The following is a 12,942-nucleotide window of genomic DNA, read 5'->3' as shown; positions in this document are numbered from 1 at the left end:
CTCATGAGAAATCCGGGCTAGGATATCGGGGGCTTGCCAAGCAAACGTTATTTAAAAACCTCTAACCGTTTAGTTGAGTAATAGATTGCCATCAGCACTGGTACGTCCTTGCTATAAAAAACTGTTTCACTAGCGCCGTACCTTTGATTCAATTGGTCAAGTGTCCTGATATCAATACCGGATGTCAGAACCCGCCTCCCATTTACATCTCCAACAAGCCTGAATCTCACTCTGTTTGATTTACAGACTGCCTGCAGTTTGAACTCTGAGTAGCCCGTTCTTGGATGCCACTTTCCAACGGCTTCAACAGTGACACTTCCAAGAGAAGAGGCCGAAAACATTAAGTGCTTGGTGTGATTTAACCAAGATTCAGTGATATACACCTCAACCCATAGCGGTCGCGGAAAGTCACAACCTTTTATTGTTAAGAGGATCAAGTTCATATTTATTGGCTCACTCCGGTGACTGGCTGCTTCGGTTGCCACGCAACATATTGCCTTCAACTCTGGAGCCTTCCGTTCACCAAAGATTTCAGTTCAGTATCCGGATCCTCTAGTAGTTCCGGGTTGATCGTTCTGCGTTGTTGAACGAGTGTCTTGCCTACCAAAAAAGCAAGGGGCAGGTTGACCGCGTCAACAGCAATAACACAGCCTTCGCGGAGATAGAACACGGCAAATCCTTTATCCTCGGGGCTGCCGCGAACCACTCGCTGATCATGATTTTGCGACAATCCTACCATCTGCAGACGAACATCGTACTGGTTTGACCAGAACCATGGAACGCTATCATAGGGTTTCTCCTCACCCATCAGGGTTGCTGCGGCTGTACGAGCCTGATCGACAGCATTGGCGACAGACTCGAGCCGTTGCATCTTCTCGAAGAAAAGATTCCGGTGCCGGGTGCAGTCACCGATCGCCAAGATGGCGGGGTCCTCGGTACGGGTAAATTCGTCAACAATAATACCGTTATCACAGGGCAGGCCGGCGCCCTTAGCCAGAGCGGTTTCCGGGATAACGCCAATCGACACAAGGACGATGTCGGCCGGTACGGTGCCTCCGTCCGCCAACGTCACGCCAGCCACATGCCCCTGATCGCCCTCCTCGAAGCCGGTTACCGCTGTGTTCAGACGTACGTCCACGCCGGCGCCGCGGTGTTTGTCGTAAAAGAACGCTGATATTTCCGGGCCCGTAACGCGCTGCATAAGGCGCTCGGCGGCTTCCAGCACCGTGACATTAACACCTTTTTTGTTGGCACTGGCCGCCACCTCAAGGCCGATGTAACCACCACCCACGACGACCAGGCGCTTTCCAGCAACTAACTGTTCACGCAGTACCTCTGAATCAGCTATGTCGTGCAGGTAATGAATGCCATTTAAGTCAGCCCCGGGCGCGTTCAGGTGTCGAAGGTGTGACCCGGTGGCCAGGACCAGTCGATCGTATTGCAGCCTGCTCTGATCCGACAAGCTGATGGTGCTACTGTCCCGATCAATTTGTTCGACGCGCACACCGAGCCGCAACTGATGGCCTGCGTTCTCGTATACCGAGCGCGGTTTCAGGTACAGCGACTCCTGATCAACATCTCCTGTCAGGTAATTCTTGGACAGCGGCGGTCGTTGGTAGGGCGGATGAGGTTCATTCCCCACCAGAACGACCTCATGTTGATATTTTTTTTGGAGTAAGGCTGTCAGGAGGGCACCTGCTGCGTGCCCACCGCCAACAATGACCGTCCTCTCTTTACGTTTGCTTACCATAGGCTATCTCTTTCGCTGTGCCCTGGGATTGGATTCTCCACACGTTCGGATGCCATCCTGGTCAATCGGTTAATTAACTGTTCGGTGTCAGTTTGACCATCAACCTGGAATAGCCCCGCACGAAGTTGGACTGCACCCGCTCGGGCTCTTCGACGACTTCGATGTTGTCAAAACGCTTGAGTATTTCTTCCCAGAGGATGCGCAGTTGCAGTTCAGCCAGACGGTTGCCCATGCAACGGTGAACCCCATAGCCGAACGACATGTGGTTTCGTGCGTCCTTGCGATCAATGATGAACTGATCGGGGTTGTCAAATTTGCGCTCGTCCCGGTTACCCGACGCGTACCACATGACAACTCGATCACCCTTCTTGATGGTCTGGCCGCCCAGTTCGACATCCTGCTTGGCGATTCGGCGCATATAGGCCAGCGGCGTTTGCCAGCGGATGATTTCCGACACCATGTTCGGAATCAACTCCGGTTTTGCCTTCAATTTTTCAAATTCCCTGGGGAATTCGTTCATGGCCACCAGGCCACCACTCATCGAGTTGCGCGTCGTATCGTTTCCGCCGACTATGAGCAGCGTCAAATTACCGATAAACTCCATCGGCCGATTGATCAGGTCTTTCGTTTCTTTGTTGCTCTGCAACAGGCTGATCAAATCGAAACCGGGCTCCTCGCCTGCTGCGCGGCGCGCCTCCTTGTCCCGCCAAAGCCTGGAGAAAGACCGGGCCATGTCTGCCGCGTCGTCAAACATGGCATTTTCATCGGCAAACTCCCCGCCGGTGGCCGATGCTGCACCTGCCATTCTGTCCGACCACTCAACCAGCTTGTGGCGTTCCTCGTAAGGGAAATCCAGAAGCGTCGCCAGCATGCGGCCTGTGAGTTCCTTGGAAACAGCAGGTACCCAGTTAAAGGGCTTGTCCAGAGGCAGGCTGTCAAGCACATCACCGGTGCGTGATCGGATCAGCCCCTCCATCTCCTTCAGGTTTTTCGGTGCCACTACTCCCTGCACCGAGCTGCGCTGCACATCGTGTTTCGGCGGATCCATCGCTATGAACATTTCCACCGACAGCCCCTCCGGAGGGTCACCGAGAATGATTTGCGGCTCGGCGGAAAACAGGTCGTGACTCTTATCCACGAACAGGATGTCTTCAAACCGAGTTACCGACCAGAAGGGGCCGAAAGGGCTGTTCTTCTGGTAATGGACCGGCGCCTCATCACGCAACCGTTTGAAATAGGCGCGCCACTGACCCTGCCGGTATAAAAACGGATTGCTGACATCGATGTCCTCAAGGGCCAGCGTGTTAACGTCCGGGATGGGTGTTTCAACGAATTCGGGCATCGGTCGGCGTGGGCCGAAGGTCTTCCTCTTGGCGCTCATTAAGAATTTCAGTCCCTGAATTTGCCTCTGCATCGGCACCACCCTGGAGGTGGCGTTAATCAGTCGGGACTGAATGTCGTCAAATGTTCTGGGCAGTGTTGGCATGCGTCCTCCTGTGTTCACATCTGGAACTCGGGTAAATGCACGGTCATGCCGTCCATTTCATCAGTCAGTACCACCTGGCAGCCCAGGCGCGAAGTGCTCGCCCGCTCCGGTGTCATTGACAGCATTTGTTCTTCCTCATTGCCAGGCGTGCCTGTCTTGCTGAACCATTCGTTCGTGACGATAACGTGGCAGGTACCGCAGGCGCACTCCCCCCCACAATCCCCGTCGATACCGGGAATGGCGCTATCAACAGCGATTTGCATTACCGAGGAACCAGCTTTGAATTCTGCGACATGTTCAGTTTGATCATGTTCGATAAACGTAACTTTGCCCAATGTTGTTCTCCTACCAGCATTGATGATTGACAGATATTGCCTGTCTGCCAGCATATTTTTCAGGTCATTTCTTGACAAGCAGGGGTCATTTGAAGACAAAATGGCGAAACTTTAGGAAGGGGGGTATCAATGATGGTGGCGCGGAAGAAAATGGAGGAGTTGCAAAGTCCCGGTCCGGATATTCCATCGAATTACTCACGGCTAGTTGCACGTGAGCTGAATCTGACAGCCAGACAACTTCCGCGTCTGCTGCGGGGCACTGGACTTGGGGTGACGCAATTTTTGAGCGAGGACGGACTGCTTACTGTGGCTCAGCAGATACAGATCCTGCGTAATGCAATGGATCTGTCCGGCCAGCCAGAATTTGGGTTAAGGCTGGGTAAACGAATGACTCCGGCAACCCACGGAGCAATGGGGTTCGTGGCTTACAGCAGCCCCGACCTCCTCACTGCTCTACACGCGATTCGGACATTCCTGCCCACGCGCGCGAGCTTCATCCAGTTGCACTTGCAGCAAGTCGGTGAGCGTTTGGAATGTATTCTGCAGTACCTGGGGCCATTAGACGATGACATACAGCGTTGCCTGTCGGATGCGATGCTCAAGGCACTTTTCGAATTCGGCGAGTTCATGGTTGGCCGCCCTTTGCGCGAGGCTGAAGTATGCTTTGCCCATCCGAAACCCGAGTATCACGCAACGTATTCGGACTTTTTGTCCGGGCAGATTCACTTTGATTGCAGCCAATTAAAACTCAGCTTGCCGATGGCCTTGTGTCGGGAACCAAACGCCTCTGCCAATCATGAAAACTATCATCTGGCCATGCGACAGTGTGAAGCCATGCTTGCGCAACTTCAGTCCGATAAGCCAAGCTACCAGACCCGGCTGAAGAAGATGATGTTGTCCCGGCCGCCGGGAACGCTCAATGAAGAGGAAGCGGCTGCCTCTCTGTTCATCAGCAAACGCACCCTGTCGCGTAAACTCAGCTATGAAGGCAGCAATTTTCGAAAAATCCGTGACGAGATTCTGTCTCAGCAGGCAGCGCTGTACCTGCGTGACAGCGAACTGTCAATCGAGGCCATTGCTGCGTTGATGAATTATCACGACAGTGCCAATTTCAGACGCGCCTTCAAACGCTGGTTTGGCCAGCCACCTGAGCAATTCAGGCTAAACGTCAGATCACACACCATCTATACACGTGATTAACAAACATAAACCGGCGCTAATTACGCTTGGGGAGCCAGTGCCTATGTTCGTACACTTTTCCTGATTACACCATCCATGATGACGTTCCAGACAAAATCACCAATGCCGTCGAGTGTATAGACACCTTTCGGATCAAACCAGGTTGCGACCCAGTTGAGCGCCCCGAGGCCGATTAGGCGAAGCAGGCGAGCATTGACATCCTTCCGAATCACGCCTTGCTCAATCATCGTTTCGATGATCTCGGCCCAAAGGGATTCATACTGGTCACGCAAAGCGATGATGTCCCCGCGGGCCTCCGCGCTCAGTGAACGCCACTCAAACAAAAGTACGTAAACCGTATCCGAATCAACCAGCAGGGCGTGCAAATGTGCGTTGATACAAAGACGCAATCGTTCCACGGGATCGTCCGAGCTGGCGTACGCGGTTTCAACCTCTGTTGTAACCAGGTCTACTCCCCGACGCATCAGCTCAACGAGCAGCGCTTCCTTGCTGCTGTAACGATAATACAGACTTCCGGGCAGCATATTGCAGGCTTCTGCAATCTCCTTAAGAGATGTCCTTTCAAAACCTTTCTCACGAAACAGCCGGGCGGCGTTAGACAAAACATTACCCTGATCGCCTAGTTTGCTTGCAGGGGTAATCTGTCTGTCAACCATGGCTTAAACACCTCCTGAGCAATCCCGTTTATTAATCATCAGAGCAGCCATCATTCGATTCGTTTCACTGATCGTACGCCATTACACCGGTGCCGTGCCATTTGGATTAACAAAGTGTTGACTTTTGGTTGGTTGACCAACCAAACTTTGGAAACAATGCTACTCACAAGAGAACGCCATGGCAATGACCTATGACAATCCACTGGTCCTCTACACTTCCGCCCCTGCGCGAAATGCATGTCAGACTGAGCGGATCTGATGAACGATCTGAACAAACTTCAGCACAGTGACGCTGTGACGACGGCGTGGCAGTTCACCGAACAGGTTCCTCACGGCAGGGATCTGGGCATGCAAGTTGTCTCGGTAGACCAGGGCCAGGTCTGTATGCGGCTAACCCCGCAGTCATGGATGTTCGCCCATAAGGATACAAAAGAAATCTGCACCAGCGTACTTTACTCGCTGGCAGACTCCGCCGGAGGCTTGGCGGTATTCGCGGGTGCCCTGGAGTTGATGCCCATTGCCACTCTGGATCTGCGCATGGATTATTTGCGGCCTGCCATCGGCGACCGGGCCCTGTCAGCGGTGGCCACCTGTCGTCATTTATCGGACGATGTCGCGTTTATTCATTGTGACATCCTTAGCGAGGGAAATCGCGAGTTACTAGCGACGGCAAACGCCACCTTCATGCGTAACACCCAGGGACAGCAATTGCATGCAGGTGGACGAGGAAAGGAGAGCGCATGAGCACGACTGGCGATTCGGCCCCACAAATCTCAGGCACTGCGGAAAGTGCGAAAGAATGTGCTGACTGGCAGGCTCTTCTGGAGCGCATTCCCTATGCACAGCACCTCGGGCTTGAGGTTCAGCGCGGTGATGCAGGCGTATTGGTTCATTTGCCGTGTCGTGAAGCGCTGATTGGCAACTTCATGCTACCAGCCCTCCATGGCGGCGTGCTTGGAGCCCTGATCGAACTCACCGCGCGGGTGGCTGCGCAAAGCCAGGATGCAGAGACACGTTGCCCGCGCATTCTCGACAGCCACATCAATTACCTCCGCTCCGCGAAGGCCCGATCGACGTTCGCCAGGGCCGACATTATTCGGCAAGGCAGGCGCACCAGCCTGGTCCAGGTGACCTGCTGGCAAGGCGATGATAAAAAACCGATCGCCACTGGTCAGGTTCAGTTATTGCTCCCGACAATGGCCGCCCAACAAGAAGACCGTCATGGACATTAAGCACAACACACCTGAACGCGACGAATTCCGGGCGACGGATGGCGCCGATATCGCACTGTGGCGCTGGCCGCAATCCAAAGCGCGCCCCACGCTGCACTGGGCACATGCCACGGGTTTCCATGGCCGCCTGTACCATCCACTGCTTGACGAGCTCGCCACGGACTTCAATGTCCTTGCCTGGGACATGCGAGGACACGGGGCCAGCGTTGGTGCAGCCAACCTGTCGACATTCCGGGGCTGGGAAATCTATTATCGCGACCTGATCGCTCTGCTGGAATGCCTGGACGAGCCGGTCTGGCTTGCCGGCCATTCCATTGGTGCCACCACCAGCATCATGGCCGCTGCCCGGCGGCCTGATAAAGTGCTGGGTCTGATTCTGGCGGAACCGGTGATCATGGACCCGATGCAGGGTCTGAAGTTGTGGTTGACGAAGCTGTTACGTCAGTCACAACGGTTGTCACTGGCCGCAGGAGCCGCACGTCGGCGCAGAGTATTCCAGTCGCACGCTGCTGCGCTAGAAAACTATCGTGGCCGCGGTGGCTTCAAGACCTGGCCCGAAGCATGGCTGAACGCCTACGTCCAACACGCCTTCGTGCCGCAGGGTGACCAAGTTCAATTGGCGTGTGCGCCCGAGTGGGAGAGCACCACCTTTGCCCATACCGAACACAACCCCTGGCCCGGTATTCGTCAGTTGCGGTGCCCGGTTATAGCACTGGCGGCGGAACGCGGGTCAACCTTCTCACCAAAGGCACAAAAACGCCTGAAGGCCCTGCTGCCTTCGGCTGACATAAGGATTCTTGAAGGCACGACCCATTTTCTGCCTATGGAACAGAAGGACACCGTTCGCGATGCCATCCTGCAACTAGCTTTAACTGGATGCCGCGAGAACTGATATCCACACCTTAATCTTGCCGATCGAGACATCTGCCATGCGCTTTCTGCTGACCCTGTTTATCTCGCTGCTCATTCTGTCAGGTTGTCAGCAGTCCGCGGAAACGCCTCCAGAGGCCCGCCCCCCTGTTCCCTGGGTAAAAACAGTGGAATTGAAGGAGGCAGGTCCAACATCTCAGAGGTTTTCAGGAACCCTGCGAGGCCGCCACGAAGTTCCCCAGGCCTTTCAGATCGCCGGCCGGATTCAACAACGTTTCATCGATCCCGGTCAGCGCGTGGAAAAAGGCGACTTACTGTTCAAACTCGATTCACGAGACCTTATCGCAACCGCGGAGGGGGCCGCCGCAGATCTGAGGCGTGCAGAAGCGGCCCTGGCCATTGCCACTAATGAGCTCCAGCGACAGCGGGAACTGGTAGGACGTCAGTTTGTCAGCGAACAAACCCTGCAACGCCTTGAACTGGCGGAGCGTGAAGCACGCAGCCAGGTGGAAACGGCTTCTGCACGAAATCAGCAGGCTCAGAATGCTCTGGGATATGCGGAACTAAAAGCCGCCAATGCAGGCGTGATCACCGAGGTCATCGTTGAGCCCGGCCAGGTTGTGGGTGTCGGTCAAACCCTTGCCGTTCTGGCTGAAGATCAATCCCTGGAAGTCGAGGTCTTTTTACCTCAGGGCAGCAACCCGCCCCGGCAAGGTTATGTTCCTTTACCCAATGGCGAACAGCTTGCGGTGAATCTGAGAGAGATTGCCGGGGCTGCCGACGCCAGAAGCCGGAGCTGGCGTGCCCGATACAGCCTGGAGGGGCCCTACCCTTCGTCTTTAACGCTTGGTTCAGTGGTGAGTGTCCGGCTGATGCAGAAACAAACCACGGCCAGCCATCGTGTACCGCTGGGTGCCCTTGATGAGAGAGGAGAAACGCCGCAGGTCTGGTTGGTCTCCGACGGCATGGTGACCCCCCTTGCGGTCGAGGTTATCGATTTGGGTGAGGAGTATGCGCAGATCCGGGCCAACATCAACGCGACTACGCCGATCGTCGCATTAGGGACACACCTGCTCACGCCTGGCATGGCGGTGCGGGAGCTGGCTCAATGAGCTTGCCTAATCTTTCCGCACTGGCAGTGCGCGAGCGTTCGGTCACTCTCTTTTTTCTTTTGATGTCCGTTGTTGCGGGCTTCTACGCGTTCTCATCCCTTGGTCGGGCGGAAGACCCTGCGTTCACCGTGCGGTCGATGGTGGTCTCTGTGGTTTGGCCGGGAGCAACCCCCGAGGTGCTACGGAATCAGGTGGCGGATCGTCTGGAAAAGCAAATCCAGGAAGTGGCGTATTTCGACACTGTTGAAACCACCATTCGGCCCGGACAGGCCACCATGCTTATCCGATTCCAGGATTATACGCCCAGTGAAAAAATGCCCGATCTCTACTATCAGGTTCGCAAGCGCATGTCCGATGAAAGCCTCAATCTCCCCCGTGGTGTCATCGGCCCCATCGTTAACGATGATTTCTCAGACGTGTATTTCTCCCTGATGGCCGTCACAGCACCGGGAATGCCAATGCGTGAACTGACCCGCGAGGCAGAAGAGATACGAGATCGCCTGCAACTGCTTCCCGGCTTGCAAAAGGCACAGATCCTGGCTGAGCGTCCTGAGCGGGTGTATCTCGAGTTTGATCAGGACCGGCTCAACAATCTCGGCTTGTCGGCAGAAGAAGTGTTGCAGGCGATAGAGGCCAACAATCGCCTTGAGCCTCTGGGCTTTGTTGATCTTGCCGGCCCGCGGGTTTATGTCCGCAGCAACATTGACCTGTCTGACCTTGAGCGCCTCGCCTCAGTACCTCTGCGTATCGGAGACCAAGTTATCACCGCGTCTGATCTGGCCGAGGTGCGTTTGGGCTATGAAGATCCGTTGAACTACATCGTCCGTTCCAGCGGTGAGGATGCGATCCTCCTGGGCGTCGTCATGGAGGCGGGCGAAAATGGCCTGGAGTTTGGTGAACGGCTCAGTAAGTTTGTCAGCACTGAACAGGCCAGGCTGCCCCTGGGGATGTCAATACAGACCCTGACCAACCAGGCTGAGGCCATCACTCAGGCCGTTGATCTTTTTCAGGTCAAGTTTCTGGTGGCATTGGTCGTCGTAATGGGCGTCAGTATTCTGGCGATCGGCCTGCGTGCGGGTTTAGTGGTGGGCATTGCGATTCCCGTTACTCTCGGGCTGACCTTTTTATTGATGAAAATAGCGGGCATTAACCTGGACCGCATCACCCTGGGCGCGTTGATTATCGCGCTGGGCCTGTTAGTGGACGATGCGATCATCGCCATTGAAATGATGATTGTGAAGATGGAGAGTGGCTGGGACCGGGTACGGGCAGCCAGTCATGCCTGGAGCGTCACAGCCGCGCCCATGCTGTCTGGAACGCTAGTAACAGTGGCCGGTTTTGTCCCCATCGGCTTTGCTCAGTCGGGTGTCGGGGAATACACCGGTAACATCTTCTGGGTGCTGGCTTTTGCGTTGCTGATTTCCTGGGGGGTGGCGGTCACCTTTACGCCTTATCTGGGCGTCAAGCTATTGCCCGATTACATCGGGCATACTGGCCAGGACCTTTACCAAAGCGCTTTTTATCAGCGGTTGCGTGGGGTGATTGCAGCGTGTGTAAGGTACCGAAAAACCGTCGTTTTTCTCACAGTGGGTTTACTGGCTCTCAGTGCTTTCGGTATGGCAACCCAGGTACAGAAGCAGTTTTTTCCCAGTTCTGATCGCCCCGAGGTTCTGATCAGTGTCTATGCTCCGCAGGGGAGCGCTATTGCCACCACGGATCAAAGCGTCAGACGCCTCGAAGCGATATTGATGGACATGCCGGAGGTTAAAAGCCTGTCCGCTTACATCGGTGCCGGTGCACCCCGATTCTTCGTATCGGCAAACCCCGAGCAGCCGGACCCGGCGTTTGCCAAGTTGATTGCCATCGGGCAGGACGTTGAAGGGCGCGATCACATCATCTCGACGCTGGAGGCCAAAATCGCGGCGGGTGAGTTTCCTGAGGCGAGAGTGCGTGTAACGCGTTTGCTGTACGGCCCGCCGGTGGCCTGGCCGGTCAGTTTTCGAGTGTTGGGTCCGGAACCCGATCAACTCAGAGAGATCGCGCACCAGATTCGGACTCTCATGACCGGGCATCCGAACATCGTCATGCCGCACCTCGAATGGGATGAGCGTGTGCCCACGCTCTATCTTGAGTTGGACCCGGAAAACCTGGGCTGGATGGGCCTGACCCCGGCAGAGGTTGCACGGCAACTCCAGTTCCAGCTTCGCGGCGTGGCCGTTACCGAGTTACGCCAGGGCATAAGGAGCGTTCAACTGGTGGCGCGTAATGCCCGCGGTGAAATCATGATGCCCGAAGATCTTGAAATCAAAACCCGCGACGGCCGCAAACTCTCCGTAAAACAACTGGGGCAGTGGCAGGTTCGTTATGAGGAACCGGTTATAAAGCGTTACAACCGCGCCCCCTTCCTGGCCGTTCAGGCGGATGTGGAAGGCGCCCAGCCACCGGATGTCACCAAAGAGATCTGGAGTACGATGGCAGGCCTGCGTGAACGGTTACCGGACGGTTATCGTATTGAAATTGGCGGTACGGTGGAGCAATCCGCCAAGGCCAACGCCTCCATTCAGACTTTACAACCGGTGATGTTGGCGTTGATGCTGATTTTCATCATGCTTCAGATGCGTTCATTTATCGGCACCTTGACCGTTCTGGCCACCGCGCCATTGGGACTCATTGGCGCTGTGCTGGCTTTGCTGTTGTTTAATCAACCTTTTGGCTTTACCGCGTTGTTGGGGCTCATTGGCCTGGGCGGTATCCTGATGCGAAACACCATGATTCTGACGCAGCAGGTGCAGGACAACTTCACAACTGGGATGGCTGCCCGGGAAGCCGTGGTCGAGGCAGCCGTCCAACGCGCCCGCCCCGTGGTACTCACTGCCCTGGCGGCCGTTCTGGCGTTTGTACCTCTGACCTTTGACCTTTTCTGGGGGCCGCTCGCTTATGTGCTTATAGGGGGCGTAGCAGTCGGCACTCTGATCACCCTACTGTTTGTTCCAGCGCTTTACGCACTCTGGTTTCGGTTAGAGCAAAAGTGAGCCAGGTGTTTGAGCTCCGAAGTAATCCTTACATAGCCGACGAAGCCAGAACCGGGAAATTCAGGGGTTACTTGCCCCTTCCCGTGAAATGAATTGCCCCGGTCCCCGGAGACATTCAGAATCGGTAACTCATAAAAACACCAGTGTAGGCTTGGGTAGCCTCCCCGATATCACTGACAATCGGGCTATCCTCTGCATCGCCGGTTAATTGTGACACCCCGGCGGTCGCGGTGACCGACCATTGCGCAGACAACGAATAGGTCAAACTGCCTGTCAGGCCATACCGGGCATAGCCATCAGGGCTATAGGAGGCCAAGCCGGAGCGGGCACTTTCCGTATCGGAAATACCAAACCTATCGTCTGTCCAGTCATCACTGCTGTAGGTCAGGTTCGGCCCCAGGGAGGCAAACCATTGATCGCTGAACTGGTTCCGCCATCGTGCCTTAAGCACCACCTGATAGCCATCGACATCGCCGGTGAAGGGAGATTGGACGGCTGCGCTGTACAACCATGCGTCGTGATTGTAAGCAACGCGCAAGCCGGCGATCGCGCCGCCATCAATCTTGTCCAGGCGTTCAAGATCCTCATCATTGTCGCGCCCCAGAATGCTGACATACCTTCCGCTACGGCGACTTTTTGGTGGCCGGCCAGAAATGATGAGACGGCTGCCCGCACAATTTGTTCAATCTGTTCAGTATAAACTAAACGTAACACAATTAATGATTGACAGCCATCCATGATGGAATTGTCCTGCGCCGGTGGAATTTGCGGAACGCTCCCGTTCTAATCTTGTCGCTTGCGTTTGAAAAATGTCTCGGGTTCAGGAATTTTTGAGGTTGGCGGAATTTTCCATAACCCGCTCAAAAACACGCAGGGCGACTTCCAGGTCGGTATTTTCAATGCCTTTCAGCATCTCCTCTCGCAACACATTCGCCCGCTCATTCAGATCGCTCATAAAGCGCTCATCGGCATGGGTAAGATACAGCAGCCTGGCGCGCCGATCACGCTTACAGGGCCGGCGTTCAATCAGACCCTGCTCCTCGAGGCTATCAAGCAGGCGGACCAATGTCGGATTTTCGATGGTCATCAAATGGGCTAACTCCCGCTGGGTCAATCCTCCACCACCACGCTGTAGGCAAACCATGGTGAACCAACGAGCCTGGGTAACCCCCAGGTCTTTCAGGCGCTCATCCAATAACTTGCGCCAGCGCCTTGCTACCCGGGCATTGGCGAAAGGAAACTGATCTCTAGCCCGGATTTCTCATAGGT

At 55.2% G+C, this 12,942-nt stretch carries 12 protein-coding genes; 6 read left to right on the top strand and 6 right to left on the bottom strand.

The window, feature by feature from the left end:
- Positions 1 to 499 precede the first annotated feature (499 nt).
- The 3 genes from B3Y70_RS11725 to B3Y70_RS11715 form a co-directional block, all read right to left on the bottom strand.
- Entirely contained in the window at positions 500 to 1,750 is a 1,251-nt protein-coding gene (locus tag B3Y70_RS11725; RefSeq protein WP_091817890.1) for an NAD(P)/FAD-dependent oxidoreductase, read from the bottom strand.
- Positions 1,751 to 1,823: 73 nt separating this feature from the next.
- Entirely contained in the window at positions 1,824 to 3,131 is a 1,308-nt protein-coding gene (locus tag B3Y70_RS11720) for a cytochrome P450 (RefSeq protein ID WP_227498311.1), read from the bottom strand.
- Between the two features lie 119 nt (positions 3,132 to 3,250).
- The gene (locus B3Y70_RS11715) at positions 3,251 to 3,571 is read right to left on the bottom strand and encodes a 2Fe-2S iron-sulfur cluster-binding protein (RefSeq protein ID WP_031209878.1); all 321 of its coding nucleotides are present in this window, start codon (positions 3,569 to 3,571) and stop codon (positions 3,251 to 3,253) included.
- Between the two features lie 129 nt (positions 3,572 to 3,700).
- Between B3Y70_RS11715 and B3Y70_RS11710 the strand changes: the two genes are divergently transcribed.
- On the top strand, positions 3,701 to 4,771 hold the full coding sequence (locus tag B3Y70_RS11710) for an AraC family transcriptional regulator (RefSeq protein ID WP_228285755.1): 1,071 nt from the start codon (positions 3,701 to 3,703) through the stop codon (positions 4,769 to 4,771).
- Positions 4,772 to 4,812: 41 nt separating this feature from the next.
- Here B3Y70_RS11710 and B3Y70_RS11705 read toward each other — a convergent pair whose 3' ends face one another.
- Positions 4,813 to 5,427 (bottom strand): TetR/AcrR family transcriptional regulator, encoded by a 615-nt coding sequence (locus B3Y70_RS11705; protein ID WP_011784139.1) that lies wholly within the window; start codon positions 5,425 to 5,427, stop codon positions 4,813 to 4,815.
- Positions 5,428 to 5,685: 258 nt separating this feature from the next.
- On the opposite strand from B3Y70_RS11705, the gene B3Y70_RS11700 reads away from it, so the two are divergent.
- From B3Y70_RS11700 to B3Y70_RS11680, 5 genes are read left to right on the top strand one after another with little or no spacing between them, the layout of a single operon-like run.
- Complete coding sequence (locus B3Y70_RS11700) at positions 5,686 to 6,171, top strand: PaaI family thioesterase (protein ID WP_022988827.1); 486 nt, start codon at positions 5,686 to 5,688, stop codon at positions 6,169 to 6,171.
- Complete coding sequence (locus tag B3Y70_RS11695) at positions 6,168 to 6,659, top strand: PaaI family thioesterase (protein ID WP_022988828.1); 492 nt, start codon at positions 6,168 to 6,170, stop codon at positions 6,657 to 6,659. The genes B3Y70_RS11700 and B3Y70_RS11695 overlap by 4 nt, the downstream gene beginning before the upstream one ends.
- On the top strand, positions 6,649 to 7,551 hold the full coding sequence (locus B3Y70_RS11690) for an alpha/beta fold hydrolase (protein WP_091817887.1): 903 nt from the start codon (positions 6,649 to 6,651) through the stop codon (positions 7,549 to 7,551). Before B3Y70_RS11695 ends, B3Y70_RS11690 begins: the two co-directional genes overlap by 11 nt.
- Positions 7,552 to 7,588: 37 nt before the next feature.
- Positions 7,589 to 8,641, top strand: coding sequence for an efflux RND transporter periplasmic adaptor subunit (locus tag B3Y70_RS11685; protein ID WP_091817893.1), 1,053 nt, complete (start codon positions 7,589 to 7,591; stop codon positions 8,639 to 8,641).
- Positions 8,638 to 11,673: an efflux RND transporter permease subunit gene (locus tag B3Y70_RS11680; RefSeq protein WP_091817884.1), complete on the top strand. Its 3,036-nt coding sequence runs from the start codon at positions 8,638 to 8,640 to the stop codon at positions 11,671 to 11,673. The genes B3Y70_RS11685 and B3Y70_RS11680 overlap by 4 nt, the downstream gene beginning before the upstream one ends.
- Before the next feature lie 115 nt (positions 11,674 to 11,788).
- On the opposite strand, the gene B3Y70_RS11675 is transcribed toward B3Y70_RS11680, so the two are convergent.
- Positions 11,789 to 12,277 carry a MipA/OmpV family protein gene (locus B3Y70_RS11675; RefSeq protein WP_227716183.1) on the bottom strand — a complete coding sequence of 163 codons (489 nt, stop codon included), beginning with the start codon at positions 12,275 to 12,277 and terminating at the stop codon, positions 11,789 to 11,791.
- A 216-nt stretch (positions 12,278 to 12,493) separates the two neighbouring features.
- On the bottom strand, positions 12,494 to 12,868 hold the full coding sequence (locus tag B3Y70_RS11670; RefSeq protein WP_288589836.1) for a MarR family transcriptional regulator: 375 nt from the start codon (positions 12,866 to 12,868) through the stop codon (positions 12,494 to 12,496).
- Positions 12,869 to 12,942 lie beyond the last annotated feature (74 nt).

Origin of the sequence: Marinobacter sp. UBA5687 (assembly GCF_002420325.1) — a bacterium.
In the GTDB taxonomy this organism is placed as follows: domain Bacteria; phylum Pseudomonadota; class Gammaproteobacteria; order Pseudomonadales; family Oleiphilaceae; genus Marinobacter; species Marinobacter nauticus.
This window is presented reverse-complemented; position numbering and strand designations above follow the sequence as displayed.